Annotated in this window: 19 protein-coding genes and 1 pseudogene; 8 read left to right on the forward strand and 12 right to left on the reverse strand. The window is 69.7% G+C overall.

Translation table 11 applies throughout. The features are described from left to right. Positions 1–395: 395 nt before the first annotated feature. Positions 396–1,280: pseudogene (locus tag G3T14_RS19740) on the reverse strand (IS1595 family transposase). A 161-nt stretch (positions 1,281–1,441) separates the two neighbouring features. Here G3T14_RS19740 and G3T14_RS19745 point away from each other — a divergent pair. Continuing rightward, positions 1,442–2,755 carry an MFS transporter gene (locus tag G3T14_RS19745; protein ID WP_163644252.1) on the forward strand — a complete coding sequence of 438 codons (1,314 nt, stop codon included), beginning with the start codon at positions 1,442–1,444 and terminating at the stop codon, positions 2,753–2,755. Here the strand turns inward: G3T14_RS19745 and G3T14_RS19750 are convergent. After that, on the reverse strand, positions 2,748–4,379 hold the full coding sequence (locus tag G3T14_RS19750) for an alpha-D-glucose phosphate-specific phosphoglucomutase (protein ID WP_163644253.1): 1,632 nt from the start codon (positions 4,377–4,379) through the stop codon (positions 2,748–2,750). The two genes, G3T14_RS19745 and G3T14_RS19750, sit on opposite strands and share 8 nt — an antisense overlap. Positions 4,380–4,544: 165 nt before the next feature. On the opposite strand from G3T14_RS19750, the gene G3T14_RS19755 reads away from it, so the two are divergent. Beyond that, on the forward strand, positions 4,545–6,005 hold the full coding sequence (locus G3T14_RS19755) for a phospholipase D-like domain-containing protein (protein ID WP_163644254.1): 1,461 nt from the start codon (positions 4,545–4,547) through the stop codon (positions 6,003–6,005). Here the strand turns inward: G3T14_RS19755 and G3T14_RS19760 are convergent. The 3 genes from G3T14_RS19760 to G3T14_RS19770 all read right to left on the reverse strand — a co-directional run bounded on the left by G3T14_RS19760 (position 5,896) and on the right by G3T14_RS19770 (position 8,378). Further along, entirely contained in the window at positions 5,896–6,696 is an 801-nt protein-coding gene (locus tag G3T14_RS19760) for an endonuclease/exonuclease/phosphatase family protein (protein WP_246733439.1), read from the reverse strand. The genes G3T14_RS19755 and G3T14_RS19760 overlap by 110 nt on opposite strands. Before the next feature lie 71 nt (positions 6,697–6,767). Then, positions 6,768–7,415, reverse strand: a complete 648-nt coding sequence (locus G3T14_RS19765; RefSeq protein ID WP_163644255.1) for an alpha/beta hydrolase — start codon at positions 7,413–7,415, stop codon at positions 6,768–6,770. Between the two features lie 33 nt (positions 7,416–7,448). Continuing rightward, complete coding sequence (locus G3T14_RS19770; RefSeq protein WP_163644256.1) at positions 7,449–8,378, reverse strand: VOC family protein; 930 nt, start codon at positions 8,376–8,378, stop codon at positions 7,449–7,451. A gap of 128 nt (positions 8,379–8,506) precedes the next feature. Between G3T14_RS19770 and G3T14_RS19775 the strand changes: the two genes are divergently transcribed. The 3 genes from G3T14_RS19775 (at position 8,507) to G3T14_RS19785 (ending at position 12,761) form a co-directional block, all read left to right on the forward strand. Continuing rightward, a complete protein-coding gene (locus G3T14_RS19775) occupies positions 8,507–9,418 on the forward strand; it encodes a LysR family transcriptional regulator (RefSeq protein ID WP_163644257.1) in 912 nt (303 codons plus the stop codon). An 88-nt stretch (positions 9,419–9,506) separates the two neighbouring features. After that, positions 9,507–10,268, forward strand: coding sequence for an alpha/beta hydrolase (locus G3T14_RS19780; protein ID WP_163644277.1), 762 nt, complete (start codon positions 9,507–9,509; stop codon positions 10,266–10,268). A 351-nt stretch (positions 10,269–10,619) separates the two neighbouring features. Further along, positions 10,620–12,761 carry a helicase-related protein gene (locus G3T14_RS19785; RefSeq protein ID WP_163644258.1) on the forward strand — a complete coding sequence of 714 codons (2,142 nt, stop codon included), beginning with the start codon at positions 10,620–10,622 and terminating at the stop codon, positions 12,759–12,761. 72 nt (positions 12,762–12,833) lie between these two features. Here the strand turns inward: G3T14_RS19785 and G3T14_RS19790 are convergent, their stop codons facing one another. Next, positions 12,834–13,232 (reverse strand): SWIB/MDM2 domain-containing protein, encoded by a 399-nt coding sequence (locus G3T14_RS19790; protein WP_163644259.1) that lies wholly within the window; start codon positions 13,230–13,232, stop codon positions 12,834–12,836. Positions 13,233–13,795: 563 nt separating this feature from the next. Between G3T14_RS19790 and G3T14_RS25450 the strand changes: the two genes are divergently transcribed. The 3 genes from G3T14_RS25450 (at position 13,796) to G3T14_RS19800 (ending at position 15,045) form a co-directional block, all read left to right on the forward strand. Then, complete coding sequence (locus G3T14_RS25450) at positions 13,796–13,921, forward strand: hypothetical protein (protein ID WP_281409831.1); 126 nt, start codon at positions 13,796–13,798, stop codon at positions 13,919–13,921. Positions 13,922–14,019: 98 nt separating this feature from the next. Continuing rightward, positions 14,020–14,523 (forward strand): DUF2721 domain-containing protein, encoded by a 504-nt coding sequence (locus tag G3T14_RS19795; protein WP_163644260.1) that lies wholly within the window; start codon positions 14,020–14,022, stop codon positions 14,521–14,523. A 138-nt stretch (positions 14,524–14,661) separates the two neighbouring features. After that, positions 14,662–15,045 carry a hypothetical protein gene (locus G3T14_RS19800; protein ID WP_163644261.1) on the forward strand — a complete coding sequence of 128 codons (384 nt, stop codon included), beginning with the start codon at positions 14,662–14,664 and terminating at the stop codon, positions 15,043–15,045. 40 nt (positions 15,046–15,085) lie between these two features. Here the strand turns inward: G3T14_RS19800 and G3T14_RS19805 are convergent, their stop codons facing one another. From G3T14_RS19805 to msuE, 6 genes are all read right to left on the reverse strand, one after another. After that, the gene (locus G3T14_RS19805) at positions 15,086–16,069 is read right to left on the reverse strand and encodes an aliphatic sulfonate ABC transporter substrate-binding protein (protein ID WP_163644262.1); all 984 of its coding nucleotides are present in this window, start codon (positions 16,067–16,069) and stop codon (positions 15,086–15,088) included. Between the two features lie 122 nt (positions 16,070–16,191). Next, positions 16,192–17,355 (reverse strand): FMNH2-dependent alkanesulfonate monooxygenase, encoded by a 1,164-nt coding sequence (gene ssuD / locus G3T14_RS19810; RefSeq protein WP_163644263.1) that lies wholly within the window; start codon positions 17,353–17,355, stop codon positions 16,192–16,194. 42 nt (positions 17,356–17,397) lie between these two features. Continuing rightward, positions 17,398–18,261: an ATP-binding cassette domain-containing protein gene (locus G3T14_RS19815; RefSeq protein WP_163644264.1), complete on the reverse strand. Its 864-nt coding sequence runs from the start codon at positions 18,259–18,261 to the stop codon at positions 17,398–17,400. Between the two features lie 42 nt (positions 18,262–18,303). Then, a complete protein-coding gene (gene ssuC, locus G3T14_RS19820) occupies positions 18,304–19,077 on the reverse strand; it encodes an aliphatic sulfonate ABC transporter permease SsuC (RefSeq protein ID WP_163644265.1) in 774 nt (257 codons plus the stop codon). A 4-nt stretch (positions 19,078–19,081) separates the two neighbouring features. Further along, positions 19,082–20,038 (reverse strand): aliphatic sulfonate ABC transporter substrate-binding protein, encoded by a 957-nt coding sequence (locus G3T14_RS19825; RefSeq protein ID WP_163644266.1) that lies wholly within the window; start codon positions 20,036–20,038, stop codon positions 19,082–19,084. Beyond that, complete coding sequence (msuE, locus tag G3T14_RS19830; RefSeq protein ID WP_163644267.1) at positions 20,035–20,640, reverse strand: FMN reductase; 606 nt, start codon at positions 20,638–20,640, stop codon at positions 20,035–20,037. The genes G3T14_RS19825 and msuE overlap by 4 nt, the downstream gene beginning before the upstream one ends. Positions 20,641–20,669: the final 29 nt, after the last annotated feature.

Here is a 20,669-nt window from a genome sequence, read left to right on the forward strand (position 1 = left end):
TTCAGAAGATATCCTTAATTACTCGTACTATCTTTATGGTGTAACGGAAGCTTCAGTTTCGCCAAACCCCTGACCTGCTCAGCGAACCGCTCGGGACTATCATCGGTCCCAAGTTCCTGAGCGGCATTAATGAAGCGCTCGGATTGAGTAAGGCCATCGCTAGGCGCCAGCTTTTCGACGCCGAGCTTAGAGGGCGGTTTAGGCTTTTTAGGTCTGTCTGCGGTCATTGGTACGGCCCCTGAAATACGGTATATAGAGCTCGTGTGCGATTAAGCGGAATCTGCCTCCGAGTTTTGCAGCGTGGCGATCCGCAACGATCATCAACGTTGCGGGCGTTTTCTGCTTATTTAAGTACGCCAGGCGAGGCGCTCTCCGACTGCGCCCCGTAGCGCTCGCTAAGCACGTTCCACGTCACCGCAGCCCAAGTTCACGCGATTGTTGTATCGAAAGTCAAACTCGGCGAGGTGCAGGTGCAGGTGCAGGTGCTGCTTGCCGCAGTGCTGATAGACGCCCTTCATGCCGAGCTTGAAGACGGAGAAGCAGACCTCCATGGTGTCGTGTGGACGATGCCGCGAATGTACTCCTTGGCCAAATGGGTTGTCATCTGGTGGTCGGCGAAGAACGTGCCGACTTTCGTGTAGGTGCTGGACTCATCCGTAAATAGGCTGGCTTCTTTGAGGATGTTGGCCTCGATAATCGGTCGAAGGGTCTCGGGCTCAGTGTCGTCCACGACGACAGAGCGCACCTTGCTGGCCTCGCGATCGAGCAGAGACCACACTTTTATCGTGTAGTGATACGCGGCCCTTCGGCACGCTGGGCTCGCGACCGATAAAGGTCTCATCAGCCTCACCGATGCCGCCAGCACCGGACATACCGTCGACGCCAGCCACGGGAGCCAAGGAGCCGTCACGCATGGCCTTGCGGATGCGGTGAGAGAGGAACCACGCCGTCTTGTATTGGACCTCAAGGATGCGATGGAGTTGGTGAGAGCTAATGCCCTTCTTGGAGGAGAAAATCAGATGCATAGCTTGCAGAATTTTGTGGAGCGGGAGCCGAGCATGCTCGAATACTGTGCCGACCTTCACCGTGAACTGCTTCCTGCAGTCGCCACATTTGTGAAGGCCGCTGCGGATACGAGCTTCCTTGTTCGCCTTGATCTTGCCGATCCGGCCCATGCCGCCGCAGTGAGGGCAAACCGTGCCCTGCGGCCACAGCGTCGCCTCAAGCCAGGAAAAGGCGGCTTCCTCGCAATGAAACTGGGGCTGGCTGAGAACGGACATCGGCGAACTCCTGGCGAAGTTGTACCTCAATAGGACTTGGTTTGCAAAATACATAACCGCCTTTTCTCAGCGGCGCGTCGGCATCGCGATGACCGCACATCACCCATTGCGGTCCTCGCAAGCGCGTTCGCGTGGGTCGTCGCTCGGTGCTAACAGCGCCCATGAATGAGACCGTTCCCCGCAAGGTGCTCTGGCGGCTGCTGCCGTTCCTGATGCTCTGTTACTTCGTGGCCTTCCTCGACCGGGTGAATGTCGGGTTCGCCGCACTCACCATGAACCGCGATCTCGGCCTGTCGGCGGCGGTCTACGGCTTCGGAGCGGGTGTCTTCTTCCTCGGCTACTTCCTGTTCGAGGTGCCGAGCAACATCATCCTGGAGAAGGTCGGGGCGCGCCGCTGGATCGCCCGTATCATGATCACCTGGGCGCTGGTCTCGGCCTCCACCGCCTTCGTCGTCGGCGCGTGGTCGTTCTATCTCGTGCGCTTCCTGCTCGGGGTGGCGGAGGCCGGCTTCTTTCCCGGAATCATCCTCTACCTGACCTACTGGTTTCCCTCGCAGCAGCGCGCCAAGGTGGTGGGCACCTTCATGATGGCGATCCCGATCTCGTCGATCGTCGGCGCGCCGCTCTCGGCCTGGATCATGGCCGTCACCGACGGGGCGCACGGGCTCGCCGGCTGGCAGTGGCTCTACCTGCTCGAGGCGGCCCCGAGCCTCGTCATCGGCTTGGCGGTGCTGGCCTTTCTCACCGACCGCCCCGAGATCGCGCACTGGCTGAGCGCCGACGAACGCGCCTGGCTCATCGCGCGGATCGCCCGCGATCGCCGCGAGACCGCGGCGGTCCAGACGATCGGCCTGCGCCAGGCGCTGCTCCATCCGCAGGTAATCGGACTTAGCTTCGTCTATTTCGGCGTCAGCACCGGGCTCTACGGGATCGGGCTGTGGCTGCCGCAGATCGTGAAGGGGTTCGGGCTGACCACGCTCGAGACCGGATTCGTGACCGCGATTCCCTACGCGGTGGCGGCGATCGGCATGGTGCTGTGGAGCCGCCATTCCGACGCCACGATGGAGCGCACCTGGCACGTGGTCATCCCGGCCCTGGTCGGGGGACTGGCTTTCGGGGCCGCCAGCGTCGTGACCTCGCCGGTTCTGGCGATGACGGCGCTCAGCGTCGCGACGCTCTGCGTCTTCAGCGCCCTGCCGCCGTTCTGGACCCTGCCCACCGCGCTTCTCACCGGGACCGCAGCGGCGGGCGGGATCGCGCTGATCAATTCGATCGGCGGCCTCGGCGGCTTCGTCGGCCCCTATCTGATCGGCTGGATCAAGGACGCCACCGGAGAGTTCGGCCTCGCCCTCCTGGTGATCGCGGGCTTCCTGATCGCCGCCGGCCTGCTCACGCTGCTGCTGAGCCGGACCCGCGCGACCCCGCAGGTCGCCCCGGCGGAGCAAGCCGGCTCTCGGGCCCGCCCGCCTACGTGACGACGCTCGGCTCCGAGCGGCCGGTGATCGCGGCGATGTCGGCCAGTTCGCCGGCCGCCTGCACCGCGGAGGCGAGGACCTCCGCCACGGGGCGCTCCAGGCGGTCGCGGGCGGCCTCGTAGCGCTCGATATAGACCCGGAGGGTCGCGCCCGCGGTCCCGGTGCCCGAGAGGCGGTAGACCACGCGCGCATCCTCCGCGAAGCCGATGCGGATGCCCTGCTGCTCGGTGACCGAGCCGTCCACGGGATCGACGTAGCGGAAATCGTCGGCGCTGGTCACCGTGAGGTCGCCGATCCGGCGGCCCGGCAGCTCGGCGAGTCGGGCGCGGAGACCGTCCATCAGGCGCTTGGCGGCCTCGGCATCGATCTCCTCGTAATCGTGGCGGGTGTAGTAGTCGCGCCCGAACGCGGCCCAGTGCGCGCGCACCAGATCCTGCGCCGGGCGGCCGGTGGCGGCCAGGATGTTGAGCCACATCAGCACCGCCCAGAGACCGTCCTTCTCGCGCACATGGTTCGACCCGGTGCCGGCACTCTCCTCGCCGCACAGGGTGATCAGCCCGGCATCCAGCAGGTTGCCGAAGAACTTCCAGCCGGTGGGCGTCTCGTAGGCGGCGATGCCGAGGGAGGCGGCCACGCGATCCGCCGCGCGGCTCGTGGGCATCGACCGGGCGATGCCGGCCAGCCCCGCGGCATAGCCCGGCGCCCGATGGGCGTGGGCGGCCAGGATCGCGAGGCTGTCGCTCGGGGTCACGAACAGGCCCGGCGCCACGATCATGTTGCGGTCGCCGTCCCCGTCCGAGGCCGCACCGAAATCCGGCGCGTCGGCCCCCTGCATCAGGTCGTAGAGTTCGTGGGCGTGGACCGGGTTCGGATCGGGGTGATGGCCGCCGAAATCCTCCATCGGCACGGCGTTGATCACCGTGCCGGGGGCCGCACCGAACGTGTCCTCGAGGATCGCCTTGGCGTAGGGGCCGGTGACCGCGCTCATGGCGTCGAAGCGCATGCGGAAGCCCGCGGCGAACAGGCGGGTGATCGCCGGGAAGTCGATGAGGTCACGCATCAGCGCCGCGTAGTCGGCCACCGGATCGATGACCTCCACGGTCATGTCACCGATCCGGGTGGTGCCCAGCGCATCGAGGTCGCGGTCGGGCCCGTCGACGATCCGGTATTCGGTGAGGGTGCGGGTGCGCGCGTAGATGGCGGCGGTGATGCCCTCCGGCGCCGGGCCTCCATTGGCGGTGTTGAACTTGATGCCGAAATCTCCGTCCGGGCCGCCGGGATTGTGGCTCGCCGACAGGATGATGCCGCCGATCGCGCCATGCTTGCGGATCACGCAGGAGGCGGCCGGGGTCGAGAGCAGGCCGCCCTGCCCCACCAGCACGCGGGCAAAGCCGTTGGCGGCGGCGATCTTCAGGGTGGTCTGCACCACCTGCCGGTTGAGGTAGCGCCCATCGCCGCCGACCACCAGGGTGGTGCCTTCGCGCTCGGGAATGGTGTCGAAGATCGCCTGGACGAAGTTCTCGACGTAGCGCGGCTGCTGGAAGACCGGAACCTTCTTGCGCAAGCCCGAGGTGCCGGGTTTCTGATCGGAAAACGCGGTCGTCGGCACGTGCGTCACGGTCATCGTTCGTCAGCTCCTGGGTGCGGAGCACAGCAACCCTGTTTGCCGTGTCCGGTCAATCGTCGGCGGGCCGGGCAAGGCCCCGCCCTTGGTTGCGCACAGGTCCCGCTTGGTCCCGGCGGCAGTCTTCACGTATCCACGGCCGAGGTCGCCAGAGTGGGAGTTTCGGTGGAAGAGATCGTGCATCGGTGGATCGGCGCATTCACGGTGATCCGGGCCGATCTCCTCGCGCTCATCGGGATCGCCCTCGCGCTCGCCGTCACGGTCCACGTGCTGCTGCGCAAGCGCGAAGTCGGCGGCGCCATCGGCTGGATCGGCCTCGTCTGGCTGTCGCCGCTGTTCGGCGCCGCGCTCTACGCCCTGTTCGGCGTCAACCGCGTGACACGCCGGGCGCGCAAGCTCGGAGCCCGTCCATCGGACCAGGCCGTGGCGGGGCAACCGGCGGAGCCGTCCACCGGCGCCGTCCCGGCGGCCTTCCGGCCCCTCGAACACGCGGTCCGACAGATCACGCAACTGCCGCTGCAGGCGGGCAACCGCGTCCATCTGCTGCGCAACGGCGATGCGGCCTATCCGGCCATGCTGGCGGCGATCGCCGGAGCGACCCGTTCGGTGGCCCTGTCGAGCTACATCTTTCGCGATGACGCCACCGGCCGCACCTTCGCCGACGCGCTGATCGCGGCGCGGGCGCGCGGCGCCGACGTGCGGGTGCTCGTGGACGGCATCGGCAGCGGCTACTTCTTTCCGGGAATCTACCGGCGGCTGCACCAGGCCGGCGTACCGGTGGGCCGGTTCATGCACGCGACGCTGCCCTGGCGCATGCCGTTCCTCAACATGCGCACCCACAAGAAGCTGCTGATCCTCGACGGACGCATCGCGTTCACCGGCGGCATCAACATCGCGGAGGCCAACCGCGTCGCGACCCAACCGCCGCATCCGGTGCGCGACACCCATCTGCGGATCGAGGGGCCGGTGGTGGAGCAGTTCGCCGCGGCGTTCGCCGCCGATTGGGCCTTCGTGATGGGCGAGGAGCTGGAGAGCGAAGAACTGGAAGGCGAGGCCTGGTTCCCGCCGCTCACACCCGCGGGCGAGACCCTCGCCCGCGTCGTCACCTCGGGGCCCGACGCCGACATCCGCAAGATCGAGATCGTGGTGATGCAGGCCATGGCCTGCGCGCAAACCAGCATCCGCCTCGCGACGCCCTACTTCCTGCCGAGCGAGATCATCACCAATGCGCTGGCGCTGGCGGCTTTGCGCGGCATCACCGTCGACGTCGTGATCCCGCGCGCCAGCGACCACCACTTTGTTGATTGGGCGACCCGGGCGCATGTGGATCCGCTGATCGAAAGCGGGGTCCGCATCTGGCTCGACGACCCTCCCTTCGACCACTCGAAGATCCTCGTCGTCGACGAGCAATGGTGCTTCCTGGGGAGCGCCAACTGGGACATGCGCAGCTTCCGGCTCAACTTCGAGCTGAACGTCGAACTCTACGACGCCGACCTGGCGGTCCGCCTCACCCGCTTCATCCGAGAGAAGATGAACGTGCGCCTGCTCCAAGCGGACTTGCGGGGCCGCGCCCTCCCCGTCCGGCTGCGCGACGCAGGCGTCCGACTATTGCTGCCATACCTTTGACCGGCCGCTCCGCCGGGCTCGCGACGTCGGGGGCCAGATGCACGATGATCGGCCGGTGATCGGAGAGCCCGCGCGGCAGGACGCTCCGGCTCTGGCAGGTCAGACCGCGCACGAGGCAGCGGTCGATCCGCAGCGGCACGAGCTTGCCCATCCGGTGGGTGGGCCGGCGCGGACCGACATCCTTGAAGCCGGGCAGCAGGGTCGGTCCGACGAGGTTGTAGTCGCCGATCACCGCCCCGCGCGCGGGCAGGCTCTGGGCGATCCGGCGCAGCTGGCGCCGGTTCAGCATCTGGCCGTGCGAGAGGTGGACGTTGGCGACGCCGAACTCGCCGAGATCGAGGATCTGCGAGATCCGCTCGAACATCGCGCCATGGGGCAGGTCGATGACCTCGGGCGGCCGGGCGAACGGCACCGGGCTCCACATGGCGAGCCCATGGATGCGCCCCGGCAGCGGCGTCCAGGCATAATCTCCGCCGATCTTGGCCTGCAGGGCCGCGATGTCCTTCGTCGCCTCCTGCATCAGGAAGAGATCCGGCTTCTCGCGTTCGATCAGCGTCGCGATGCTGGCGACGTTGGCGCCGACGCGCCGCAGCAGGTTCCAGCTGATGATCTTGCGCGCACCGGGCCGGGACAGGATTTCGTGCGGATCGGCGGCTTTGAGCACGGGCTTGGCGGTGCGGTATCTCAGCATACACCTTAACTGGAACGGCCGACGCCGATGGGAAGGCCGGGCTCTCCCGGTCTTCCCATCCCGCGTTGGGCTCAAGCGCTGCGCAAGCCCGCCAGCCATGGAGTCGCCCGGTCGATATCGGCCTGCGACAGCCCGTGCCCCACGGGAAGCACCACGTGGTCGACGCTGGCGCCGCGTCCGGTGAGCGTCTGGGCCAGCGCCCGTGCGTTGCCGGCCGGAACGATCGGATCGGAGGCCCCCGACAGCATCAGCACCGGGCAGCCCGCCAGATCCGCCGGCGGTGAATCGGCGAACGGAACCATCGCCCGGATCAACACCGCGCCGGCGAAGGTTCCGGGGTGCAGCAACAGGGTCGCCGCCGCGATGTTGGCGCCGTTGGAGAAGCCCACCGCGATCGGTGCGGGCAGCCCGTAGGCCGTCCGCGCCGCGGTGACGAAGTCGGCGAGCTCGCCGGCGCGGCGACGCAGGTCCGCCTCGTCGAACACCCCCTCGGCCAGACGCCGGAAGAAGCGCGGCATGCCGTTCTCCAGCACAGCCCCGCGCGCGGACAGCAACGCCGCGCCGGGCGCGATGGCGCGGCCCAGGGGGACGAGGTCGTTCTCGTCGCCCCCGGTCCCGTGCAGCAGAAGGAGCGGCGGACGGTGGGGGTCGGTCCCCGGCACGAACCGGTGGGTGAGGCCAAGGACCGGATGGGTGGGGACAGGTGTCTGACTGGTCATGTCGGTCTCCCGATGGGCGGGTGTGAGGGCGGTTCAGGCCAGGGCCGGAAGCACGGCTGCGATCCGGTCCCGGTGCGGTTCGAGGTTGGCCGGGAGTTTGAGCTCCGTCCCGAGGCTCTCCACCGGCTCGTCCACGGAGAAGCCCGGGATGTCGGTGGCGATCTCGAACAGCACGCCGCCGGGCTCGCGAAAGTAGACCGAGCGGAAGTATTGGCGATCACGCTGTTCGGTGACCGCCAGGCCATGCTTGCCCGTCAGTGCCGCCACCATCGCCGCTTGCGCGGCATCGTCCGCCGCCCGGAACGCGATGTGGTGCACCGAGCCGGCGCCCTGCCGGCCGCGCGGCGCCTCGCCCGCCGCATGGAGGGTGACGAAACCGCCCTGCCCGGCCGTGCCGGCGTAGCGGATCGCGGCGCCCTCGCGCCCGGCCTCGGTGAAGCCGAACACCTCCGTGAGGATCGCCGCCGTGGGCGCGGTCTCGGCCAGGCGCAACGTCACCCCGTGGAAGCCACGGATCGCGTGCTCGGGGGCGAGGTCGCTGCCCGTCCAGGTCGGGGCGGTGCCGGCCGCGTCGGTCCCCACGAGGGCGAGCGCCATCCCGTCCGGATCGGTGAAGCGCAGGATCGTGTCGCCGAATGCCCGGACCGGGACGTCGTGCGGGACGCCGTGAGCGGCGAGCCGATCGAGCCAGGCCGCGATGGCGGTGCGCGGCACGACGAACGCGGTCTCCTGCGTCTCGCCGACGCCGACCCGCCCCGGTGCGGCCTGCGCGATCGGGAAGAAGGTCAGGATCGTGCCGGGCCGGCCGGTCTCGTCGCCGTAATACAGGTGATAGGTGCCCGGATCGTCGAAATTGACGGTCTTCTTGACGAGCCGCAGGCCGAGGATCCGGGTGTAGAAATCGCGGTTGCGGGCGGCCGGGCCGGAGAACGCCGTGACGTGGTGGAGGCCGATATCGGACATGATGGGATCTCCTCTTCGCCGCGATCGCCCCGATGGGCATTGGCGGCTGGTGTGATCCCGGATATGGACCTTGCGCATCACGCGATAAATGGAAACGATGGAAACCCATCGTTTCCGGAAACACTCTGATGCGGCTTCCCGACTTCGAGGCCTGGGCGATCTTCGCGCGGGTCGCCGAGACCGGTTCCTTCGTCCGCGCCGCCGCCGATCTCGGCCTGTCCAAGGGCACCGTCTCGAAGGCGGTGAGCCGGCTCGAAGCGCGGCTCGGCGCAGCCCTGTTCCACCGCACCTCGCGCCGGCTGTCCCTCACCGAGACGGGGCGCGAGGCCCGCGAGGGCGCCGCCCGCATCCTGGCCGAGGGCGAGGCCGCCGAAGCGTTGGCCATGGCCACCACCACTGTGCCGCGCGGGCTGGTCCGCCTCGCCGTCCCGATGTCGTTCGGCATCGGCCACGTGGCGCCGTTGCTACCGGACTTTCTGGCGCGCTACCCGGAGGTGTCGGTGGACCTGCATCTCGCCGATGCCGTCGTCGATCTCGTCGGTGGTGGGTTCGATCTCGGCCTGCGGATCGCGGCATTGCCGGATTCGTCCCTGCGGGTGCGCCGCCTCTGCGGGGTGCGGCGCTCGCTGGTGGCGACGCCCGCCTATCTCGACAGGCACGGCCGCCCGCAGCATCCGGCCGACCTCGCCCGCCATGCCTGCCTCGGCTACGCCTACCTGCCGACGCCGGACCGCTGGCATTTCCGGCATGCGGACGGCACCGAGGCTGTGGTGACACCGAGCGGGCCCCTGCGCGCCAACAACGCCGATGCGCTCACCCCGACCCTGCGGGCCGGGCTCGGCCTCGCGGTGCAGCCCAATTTCACCATCTGGGAGGACTTGGCGGCCGGGCGCCTGGAGCGGGTGATGCCGGATTGGGCACCCCCGGCCATCGCCCTCAACCTGGTGATGCCACCGGGCGCATTGCGGCCGGCGCGGGTCGGTGCGCTGATCGGCTTTCTGGAGCGCGAATTGCCCGCGATGCCGTGGGCGGGGCAGTGACGCGCGGCCCGCCTTCGCGACCGTGATTGGACTTTCCGGCCCGATCGGCCGACTTTACCTGGTATACCAGCAGATGGAGACACCGATGATGGATCGTCGCACCGTCCTTGGAATTCTGGCCGCCGCCGGCACCCTCGCGCGACGCCCGGCCTGGGCCGCCGAGACCCCGCCGCCCGCCCGCAACGTGGTGCTGGTGCACGGGTTGTTTGCCGATGGCTCGTGCTGGTCCGAGGTGATCGCGCGGTTGCAGAGCGCCGGCCTCAACCCGACTGCCGTGCAGAATCCGCTGACCACGCTGGACGAGGCGGTGGCGGCGACGCAGCGGGTGCTTGCCCGTCAGGATGGCCCGACGGTTCTGGTGGGGCATTCCTTCGCGGGGATGATCGTCAGCGAGGCCGGCGTCGATCCCAAGGTCACGGCTCTGGTCTACGTCGCGGCGCGGGCGCCGGATGCCGGCGAGGATTACCCGGCCCTGGCCAAGACGTTTCCGACCCCGCCTGCCACCGCCGGCATCGTCTTCGACGGTGAGTACGGGCGGCTCGGCGAGGCCGCCTTTCTGCGCGACTTCGCGGGCGACCTGCCGGAGGCGAAGGCCAAGGTCCTGTATGCGGTCCAAGAGCCGTTCCGGAAATCACTGCTCACCGGCAAGACCACGCAGGCGGCCTGGCGCAGCAAGCCGAGCTTCTATGCCGTCTCCACCGAGGACCGGACGATCGACCCCGATCTCGAACGTTTCATGGCCAAGCGGATGGGCGCGAAGACGATCGAAGTGAAGGCCAGTCACCTGTCGCTGATCTCACAGCCCGACGCGATCACCCGCTTGATCCGCGAGGCCGCCGGACAGGCTTGATCGCCGCCGAGACCAGCGCGACCGAGCGCGCTTTACCGGCAGCGTCTCACCGCCACGGCGGCTGCGTCCGGGTCCCATGCCGATCGTTGCGACCGGCTTGGTCGGGGCGAAAGCGGACGCTTCGCGTAAGCACCATGCTGCAGGTGCTTCCGCCGGAAGGGCCGACGGACGATGTCCGCCCCGCAGGCGCACGGGCCGCGCCGCGCCGCGCCGCGATCAGGCATCGCCGCATATCCAAAGGCGCGTCCACAACCCACAGCGCGAAAACATTGCTTTTTGGAGCCGGGGCCGCACAGCTGAGGGCGAGCAGGCGCCGGCTTCGCGCGCGCCTGTCTCGATCGAGGTGGGCCCATGCCGCGCAAGCACGTCCAAGCCACCACCGACATCCTGCTGGAGACGGTGCGCCGCCTCGGCCTGCCGCCGCGTTCGGTGGATCTCGAAGCCCTGCGGGTCCAACTCGGACTGCCGGAATTCGGCGGCTTCGTCGAGGATGCGCCGGTGGCCAAGGCCTTGCGGGAAATGAAGGCCCGCAGCGCCTTCAGCGATGGCGGGGTCGCGGCCCTGCGCAGGTCGGTGCCGGCCCTCCGGGTCGCGGCGACGCGGGGGCAGCTCGTCTGGAGCGTACGGGTGAGCCTGCCGCTCCTCGACGACGGGCGCCTCGACGTGCGGATCGACGTGGCGCCCGACGGCGCCATGGTCGGCATCCTCGACGGGATGGCGCGCCGCAACGACCCAACCTGGCGCCTGGAGACCCTGCGGGCGGCCGTCGCCGAGACCCAGGCGCAGACCGGCCGCACCCTGCGCCGGGCGGTGGAGCGCCTGCGCGAGCAGATCCGCGACGACCTACGCGAGGTCGGCGCGGATGCCGCCACCTACATCGACAATCTCGACCGGTCCCTGCGCTCGCGCGCCTTCACCCTGTCGCCGAACCTGTCGCAATCCCTCGGTGACACCCTGCGCACGGTCCGCCAGCGCGCCCGCACCGTGGCGCGTGAGGATTCCGGCCTGCGCCGCCTGCGCGATCAGGTCGGGTTCGGAGCCTACATCGAGAAGTTTACCGCGGCGCGCCGGCTCGGACGCCGCATCGTGTTCCACATGGGGCCGACCAATTCGGGCAAGACCTACGCGGCGCTGGAACTGCTCCGGGCCGCGCCCACCGGCACCTACCTCGCGCCGCTGCGCCTGCTGGCGCTGGAGAATTACGAGGCCCTGGCCGAGCGCGGCCTGCGCGCCGGCATGGTCACCGGCGAGGAGATTCTCGGCGAGGACCACCCCACCCACACCGCCCGCACCATCGAGACCGCCGACCTGATCCGCCCCGTCGACGTGGCGGTGATCGACGAGATCCAGATGATCGCCGACCCGGATCGCGGCTGGGCCTGGACCAACGCCCTGTTCGGCATCCCAGCCAAGATCCTCGTGGTCTGCGGCTCGGACGATGCCCTCGCCTATGTCCGCCGCGCGGCGGAGGCCGCCAACGAGTCGCTGGAGGTCGTCACCTTCGTGCGCAAGACGCCCCTGGTGCTGCAGGACGCCCCCGTGCCCCTCGATGCGGTGGCGCCGGGCGACGCGGTGGTGGCGTTCTCACGACGCGCGGTCCACGAGAACCGCGAGATCCTCGTCGCTGCCGGCCACCGGGTGGCGACGATCTACGGCGCGCTCTCGCCCGAGGTCCGCCGGGCCGAGGCCGCGCGTTTTCGCGATGGCGAGGCCGACGTGCTGGTGACCACCGATGCCATCGGCATGGGGCTCAACCTCGGGCCGCTGAAGCGGGTGGTGTTCTCGGCGGTGCGCAAATGGGACGGGGTCGGCGAGCGCGCACTCACCAACTCGGAAATCCGCCAGATCGCCGGGCGGGCCGGCCGCTTCGGCCACCAGGACGAGGGCTTCGTGGCGGCGGTGGACGAAACCGGCCTGGAGCCGATCCGCGCGGCGCTGGCTGGCGCGCCCACGGCGCCGGCGGCCGATACGCGCTTCTTCGTGCGCCCCGATCTCATCGCCATCAATTCGGTGGCTGCGGAAATGCGCACCGACAGCCTGCGCGAGGTGCTGGCGCATTTCGCCCGCGCGACCTTCTATGCCGGCTCGCCGTTCCAGCCCTCTGCGCTGGAGGAAATTCTGGAAGTGGCCCGCACGGTGGACAAGGCACGCCTGCCGATCCAGGAGAAGTTCGCGTTCTCGGTCTGCCCGGTGGACCGGCGCGATCCGGTCTCGATGGCGATGCTGGAGCGCTGGACCCAGGCCCGCGCCAACGGGACTACGGTGGCGGCCCTGCGGGCCAACCTATCGGGCGAACTCGCCTATCAGGAACGGACGGTGAAGCTCGCCAGCGCCTATCTGTGGCTGTCCCGGCGCTTTCCCGAAACCTTCGACGACGTCGAGGCGATGCGGGCGATGCGGGCTCGGGCCAACGGCGCCATTGAGGCGCATCTGCACGAGACCGCGACCCGGAAGGTGGAGCGCCGGACACGCCGGGCGGCCAGCGCCGGCTGATCGCCGCCCGCGCCCGGCAGCGTGGCGGGAAGGGTCAACCCCTCCCGGCGCCACGCACCGTCGCTTCGCGTCTCAGGCCGACTTGAGGTGGGCGGCCAGGTGCTTGTTCATCTCGAACATGGTGCACTTGTCCTTGCCGAAGACCTTCTTCAGCTTGTCGTCGGCGAGGATCTCGCGCTTGTTCTCGGGGTTCTGAAGCTCGTGCTTCTTGATGTATTCCCAGACCTTGCTGACTACTTCGCCGCGCGGCAGGGCAGCCTCGCCGACGACGGCGGCGAGCTCGGGCGAGGGCTTGAGCGGCTGCTGGAGCGCGTTGGGCTTGGCACCCTCGGCCTTCGGAGCAGCGACCTTCTTGCCCTTGGCGGGAGCGGCCTTCTCGGCGGTCTTGGCAGCGGCCGCCTTCGGCGCAGCCTTCTCGGCGGGCTTCTCTGCGGCCTTCTCGGCGGTCTTGGGGGTCGTCTTGGTTGCCATGGGGGTCTTCCTCCGGATTTCGGCTGTGAGCGCCGCTACGCCCACGGCCCGTGGCCTCTTGGCGCATAGCTGCAACAACTAAGCGGTGCCGCGAGCGTTCCAAGGGGAATCCGCTCTTGCAACGCAGTCCGTCCACAGGCGGCGGCGCGGGATACCGGGTTTGCGCCTCCGCCGCAGGGGAGCCGGCTTGCTTTCTCCGGTCCCCCAGCGTGACCAGAGATGCCGATGCCCCGAAGGAGCCCCAGCGGGCGCAAGCCTTGCCCGCCGCCGGTACGAGGCCACCTGAACACGCCAAAAACCCTTTTCTGTCAGGGCACTAGGGCACCTCACCCGGCGCCGAACCTCCGACGCCATGATCGGTGGTGGGGAGGGCGGAGCCGACCGGCTCCCGCCCGGCGGCGCTGGGCCTCCCGCCGTGCCGCCGCCACGCCCATGCGACGCGACGCCTCCTGTAAAATCTTTCGTGGATTGGCCCGATAAAAACTTCGCGGCTCCCGCGCGGAGGGGCCGTCCGATGCCGATTTCGTCAACCGACCCTTAAGGCCGACCGCCGAAGACGGTGTATGATCCTTGCAGCCTTCACTCTCGCCGTCTGTGCCGCTACGGCATTCATCGCCGGCCTCGGCGCCATCGTGACCCGGGAAGCCATCCTCGGTCACGACACACCGCGTGGGGCCGATTTCATCTGATCCCACCGATACGGGGTCCGGATGATGTCCGGCCTCCGGCGTGCCGGGGCGCCCGGGTCATCCGCCCTTTGTCCCCGGCCTTTCGCACCCGATCGCCCATGCTCGACACCGCCGTACCCATCTCCCTCGACAGCACGGCGCACATCATCCAGATCGCGCTGACGCCGGTGTTCCTGCTGTCGGGCATCGCGACATTGCTGAATGTCTTCGGGACCCGGCTCGCCCGCGTCGCCGACATGGAAGAGCGCATCTCCCAGGGCATCGAGGACGCGGTGGAAACCGATCGTCCGCGCCTGGTCCGGCGCCTGGACGATCTGCGCCGCCGCTCCATCGCCCTCGATACGGCGGTGATCCTCGGGGCGATCGGCGGCGTCGCCACCTGTGGCGCGGCGTTGACCTTGTTCGTGGGCGCCCTGCGCGACGCCACGGTGGCCAACATCCTGTTCGCGCTGTTCGGCCTGGCGATCCTCTGCACCCTGTCGGCGCTGATCGCCTTCGGGTTCGAGATGCTGCTGGCGAGCCGGGGCGTGCGCAGCCGCGTCGCGATCCAGCAATCGCAGGTCGCCGCGGAGGAAGCCTCGCGCGAGCGGCGACGCTCCTGACGGCAGCGCCCTGCAAAGCACCGCGAAGTCACGGGGCCGGCCGCGGCCGCGAAACGCCGTCGCTCCTGCCATGCGGCCTAGATTTCGTCATGGTCGGCGGCCAGAGACCCTGAGCGAAATCAGGGGATGATGTCGGCGATGAAGAGAATGACCTTTGGCCTGTTGCTGGCCGGCGCACTCGCCGTGCCGCACGGCGCAATGGCGGCCAGCAACACCACGGTCGGCGTCGGCACCGGCGCGGTGGCCGGCGCGGTCATCGCCGGACCGGTGGGCGCGGTGGTCGGGGGTATCATCGGCGGTGTCGTCGGGTCGAATTCGGAGCGCGCCCGGCCGCGCCGCGTCCGCCGGGCCCGGTCGGTGCGGGCGCGCGCCGCGATGGCCCCCAAGGTCCGGGTCGCCGAGGAGCGGAACGGTGCGGCCCGCGCGCCGGAGCCGATCCGCACCGGCAGCGTCCCCAGGACGGGCGAAGCCGGGCCGGCGAAGGCCTCCACGGCGCCCACCGGCTGGCAAAACCCGCGCTGACCGTAGGCGCCCGCGTCGCGGGGTTCGGGGAAGCGTCCGGTCAGCTTCCCGGCTTGCGCACCGCCGAGGCGACGTCGAGGGGCTTCGGCAGCATGCCGAGGCGATGGAAGCTGTCGGCCACCGCCTGCTGGTCGGCGATGACCGCGGCGTTCAGCGGCGTCACGCCGTAGGTCAGGCGCCGCAGGGCCACCGTCAGGATCGGCGCCGGGATGCCCACCGAGGGGGCGAGCTCGGCTGCCACCGCATCGGTGTTGTCCTTGGCCCAGGCGTCGATCTCGCCGATCGCCGCCAGCGTGGCGTCCAGAGCCGGGCCGTTCGCGGCGGCATACGGCTTGGTCGACAGGTAGAACTGGCGATTGGGCACGAGGTCGGTGCCATCGACCAGGATGCGGCCGCCGGTGCTGCGCTCGCCGGAGGCGAGGTAGGGGTCCCAGATCGCCCAGGCATCGACGGCACCGCCGGCGAACGCCGCTGCGGCGTCGGCCGGGCCGAGGAAGGTCGGCGTGATCGCCTCGTAGGGCACGCCCGCCTGCTCAAGCGCCTTCACCAGGAAGTAGTGGACGTTGGAGCCCTTGTTGAGGGCGACGCGCTTGCCGCGCAGGTCGGCCACGGAGCGGATCGGGCCATCCTTGGCCACCAGGATCGCCTCGCCCTTCGGGGCGGCCGGCTCATGGGCGACGTAGAGCAAGTCCGGGTTGGCGGCCTGCGCGAAGATCGGCGGAGCCTCGCCGGCCGAGCCGAGATCCACCGCACCGGCATTGAGCGCCTCGAGCAGCGGCGGCCCCGACGGGAACTCCGCCCAGGTCACCCGGTAGCCGAGCGGCTTCAAGCGCTGCTCCAGCAGCCCCTTGCCCTTCAGCAGCACCAGGGTGCCGTATTTCTGGTAGCCGATGCGGATCACCTTCTCGTCGGCGCGCGAATGGACCGAGCCGAGGAAAAGGATCGCGAGGGCGGTGAGCACGGCCCAGGCGCGCCGAAGGTTCGGCGGCTGGATGGCAAGGAGACGGGGGGTGGCGCGCAGCATGGAGGCCTCCTGGGGTGCGTGAATGCGTCAGTCCGGACGCGGCTCCGCAGCCCCGGAATGACTGATGCGAGGTCGGATGCGCCGGGGAAGAGCCGTCCGTCGTTCCGACAGGGAGACGTCGTTCAGTGGGCGGAGATACGCCGGCTCGGCACGATGTCGTTGGCCATGACCTCGCCGAAGGGTCCGTCGTTGCGGGCGTTGTTCGGGGGCACGCCGGTGGTGCTCTTGAGGGGCAGCTTCGGGAAGACCAGTTCGGCGAAGCGGTAGGCCTCCTCCAGGTGCGGGTAGCCGGACAGGATGAAACGATCGATCCCGAGATCGATGTATTCCTTCATCCGGTCGGCGACCTGATCCGCCGAGCCGACCAGCGCGGTTCCGGCGCCGCCGCGCACGAGGCCGACCCCGGCCCAGAGGTTGGGCGAGACTTCGAGCTTGGTGCGGTCACCGCCATGCAGCGCCATCATCCGGCTCTGGCCGACGGAATCCTGGCGCTTCAAGGTGGCCTGCGCCCGCGCGATGGTGTCGTCGTCGAGGCGGGAGATCAGGTTTTCGGCGGCATTCCAGGCCTCGCCTTCGGTCTCGCGCACGATGACGTGGAGACGGATGCCGTACGAGAACGTCTTGCCCTTTCGCGCCGCCGCTGCGCGCGCCGTCGCGATCTTTTCGGCGACGCCGGCCGGGGGCTCGCCCCAGGTCAGGTAGACTTCGCAATGCTCGGCCGCGACGGCGATGCCGGCCGGCGAGGAGCCGCCGAAGTAGAGCGGCGGATAGGGCTTCTGCACGGGCGGGAAGATCACCCGGCCGTTCTCCACCTTCAGATGCTTGCCCGCGTAGCTCACGGTCTCGCCGGCCATCAGCCCGCGCCAGATGTGCAGGAACTCGTCGGTGACGACGTAGCGTTCGTCGTGGTCGAGGAAGACGCCGTCGCCGCGCAGCTCCACCGGGTCGCCGCCGGTGACGACGTTGATGAGCAGGCGCCCATCGGAGATCCGGTCCAGCGTCGCGGCCATGCGGGCGGCCATGGCCGGCTCCTGCAGGCCGGGCCGTACGGCCACGAGGAAGCGCAAGCGCTTGGTCAGCGGCACCAGCGCCGAGGCCACCACCCAGGAATCCTCGCACGAGCGGCCGGTGGGGAGGAGCACCCCGTAATAGCCGAGCTCATCCGCGGCCTGCGCGATCTGGCGCAGGTAGGGCAGCGAGACGTCGCGGGCGCCCTCGGACGCACCGAGATAGCGGCCGTCGCCGTGGGTCGGCAGGAACCAGAGCACGTCGGTCTGAGCGGTCATGAATGTCTCCGAAGTTTTGAGCGGGGTCGACAGCGGCGGCCCTCAGGCCGGCGCGCGTTCCCCGAGCAGGTGATCGAGGATGCGGCCTTCGAGCGCCGCGAGGTCGGCATCGCCCCGCCGGCGGGGGCGGGGCACCTCGACCTTGACGTCGAGGGCGATGCGGCCCGCCTCCACCACCAGGATGCGATCGGCCATGGCGACGGCCTCGGCGACGTCATGGGTCACCAGGATCGCGGTGAACCCTTGCGCCCGCCAGATCCGCTCGATCATCGCCTGCATGTCGATGCGGGTGAGCGCGTCGAGCGCGCCGAGCGGCTCGTCGAGGGCCAGCAGGCCGGGGCGGCTAACCAGCGCCCGGGCCAGCGCCACGCGTTGGCGCTGGCCGCCCGACAGGGTCGCCGGCCAGTTGGCCGCCTTTTCGGTAAGGCCGACCTCGGCGAGCGCGGCTTGCGCCCGGACCCGGCGCTCGGCCTTCGTGCCGGTCTCACCGAGGCCCACCGCCACGTTGTCGACGACCCGCGCCCAAGGCAGCAGCCGCGGCTCCTGGAACATGATGCGTTTGGGCGGCAGCCGGGCCGACGCGGATTCGAGGTCGATGCGGCCGGCGGTGGGGGTTTCCAGGCCGAGGATCAGCCGCAGCAGGGTGCTCTTGCCGCAGCCCGAGCGACCGACGATGGCGACGAACTGGCCCGCCGGGACGTGCAGGTCGAGCCCTGCGATGACCGCAGGACTGTCGAAGGATTTCGTCAGGTCCCGCACGGTGATGCCGATCCCACCGGCGTTCCGGGCGGGCTCCGCGCGGGCGCTCCGCAAGGCCGGGTTTTCGCGGGCGGGGCTTTCGCGGGCGGGCCTTTCGCGGGCAGGGATGGTGATGGCGTCGTGGAGGCGCAGGGCAGTCGCGATCATGGCTTTGGGGGCCGCCGGCTCGAGGAACTGGAAAACGGGGCGTCAGGCATTCCGGTAGGCCGGGTTCCAGGCCAGGAACCTGCGCTCCAGCAGGCGGGTGACGGCGTCGGCGGCCTTGCCGAGGCCGGCATAGATGACGATGGCCAGCACCACGACGTCGACGAGCATGAACTCGCGCGCCTGCATCGCCATGTAGCCAAGCCCCGACGAGGCCGAGATCGTCTCGGCGACGATCAGCGTCAGCCACATGATGCCGAGCGCGTAGCGCAGGCCCACGAAGATCGAGGGCAGCGCGCCCGGCAGCACCACGCGGGTGAACAGGCTGGTGCGAGACATGCCGTAGACCCGGCCCATCTCAACCAGCTGCGGGTCCACCGAACGGATGCCGTGCAGGGTGTTGGCGTAGATCGGGAAGAACACGCCGATGGCGACGAGGAACAGCTTGGCGCCCTCATCGATGCCGAACCACAGGATCACCAGGGGGATCAGCGACAGGTGGGGGATGTTGCGCACCATCTGCAGCGTGGTGTCGGTAAGCCGCTCGGACAGCTGCGACAGGCCGTTGGCGAGGCCGAGCGCGAAACCGATCGATCCACCAATGAGGAAGCCGGTGGCGGCCCGGGCGAAGCTGACCCAGAGGTTGGTCCAGAGTTCGCCGCTGGCGCCGGCACGCCAGCCCGCCGCGACCACGTCGGACGGCGCCGGCATGAACCGGGTCGAGACGAGGCCGGTGGCGGCCGCCGCCTGCCAGCCGAGCAGGATCGCGATCGGCACGAGCCAGGGAGTCAGGCGCTCGACGGTGCGGGTCAGGATCATGGGGTCAGCCCTTGCTCGCCGCGGGAGGAGCCGGCGGACTCCACACGGCGTCGCGGATGCGGATCGGGTTGGCGATGAGCCCGAGCGTGTGGAAGCGGTCGGCCACGCGCTGCTGGTCGGCGATGGCGCCTTCGCTCATCGGGGCGATTCGGTAGTCGGTCCGGTCGACGGCGCGCCGGGTCGCCTCCAGGGGCACGCCGGTGCCCTTCGACAGGAGGGCGGCGACCTCTGGGCGATGCGCCTCGCACCAGGCGGCGACGCCCGACAGGGCCGCGATCGCCGCCTGGAGGACGGGCGCATCGGCCTGGGCGACGCGGCGGTTGGCCAGGAAGTAATTGCTCGGCTTCGCCACGTCGGTGGCGAGGGTCAGGATGCGCACGCCGTCCCCGCGCTCGGCGATGGCGAAGTAGGGGTCCCAGATCGTCCAGGCATCGACGCTGCCGCGGGCGAAGGCGGCGGCCGCATCCGCCGGGGCCAGGGTCACCGGCACGATATCGGCGTAGGTCAGGCCGACCGTCTCCAGGGCGGCGATGGTGAAGTTGTGCGCGCTCGACGCCTTGGCGAAGGCGACGCGCTTGCCCCTGAGGTCGGCGATCGTGCGAATCGCGGAGCCCTTCGGCAACAGGATCGCGGCGCCCGACCCCGCGGCCTCCTGGGCCGCGGCGTAGACGAGATCGGCACCGGCGGCCTGGGCGAAGACCGGAGGCGCGTCGCCGGTCTGGCCGAAATCCACGGCGCCCAGCCCGAGCGCCTCGAGCAGCGGCGGCCCGAACGAGAACTCGGTCCAGCGCACGGAGACGCCGAGCGGCTTCAGGGCCGCCTCGATCGCTCCCTGCTGCTTGGCGACGACGAGGATGCCGTTCTTCTGGTAGCCGATGCGGAAGGTCCCGCCTTCGGCGCCCCGGACCGGCGCCGCCGCAGCCGCGAGCGCGGTGGCGAGAAGCGCGCGACGGGAGATCATCGACCGGCCGTCGCGAAGGCGCCGGAGGCCTGACTTCCCGCGAGGGCGGCAGGGGCGTGGATCTGGGCCCGCGCGCCGAGGATCGCCACGAGCTGGCCGGCCGCATCGGCCACGCGCGCCCGGACGCCGTCATCGACCAGCACCCCATCGCGAAAATCCGCATCGCTGGCATAGACCGCCGTCGGGATCGTCAGGGCGTTGAAGAAGCCGAACAGCGGCCGCAGGGAATGCTCGACCACGAGGGCGTGGCGGGCACCGCCCCCGGTGGCGGACAGGATCACCGGCTTGCCGGCGAGAGCATTGGGATCGACGAAATCGAACAGATGCTTGAACAGGCCGGTATAGGCGCCCTTGTAGACCGGCGAGCCGACGATGAGCGCGTCGGCCGCCTCGATCGCCTCGACGATGCGGCGGGCGGGCAACGGCAGCAGGTCGCGCGACCACGCGGCGCCGAGGCCGGTTCCGGCATCGACCATGTCGAACAGGCGGATATCGGCACGGGCCCGGCTGCCGATGCTCTCGGCGACGGCCTCGGCGAGGGCGCGGGTCTTCGACGGGCGCTGGAGGTTGGCGGTGAAGCCGACGATGCGGGGAAGCGACATGGACAAGTCTCGACCTGACAAGAGGGAAC

The sequence above is a fragment of the Methylobacterium sp. BTF04 genome (assembly GCF_010692745.1).
Classification (GTDB): domain Bacteria; phylum Pseudomonadota; class Alphaproteobacteria; order Rhizobiales; family Beijerinckiaceae; genus Methylobacterium.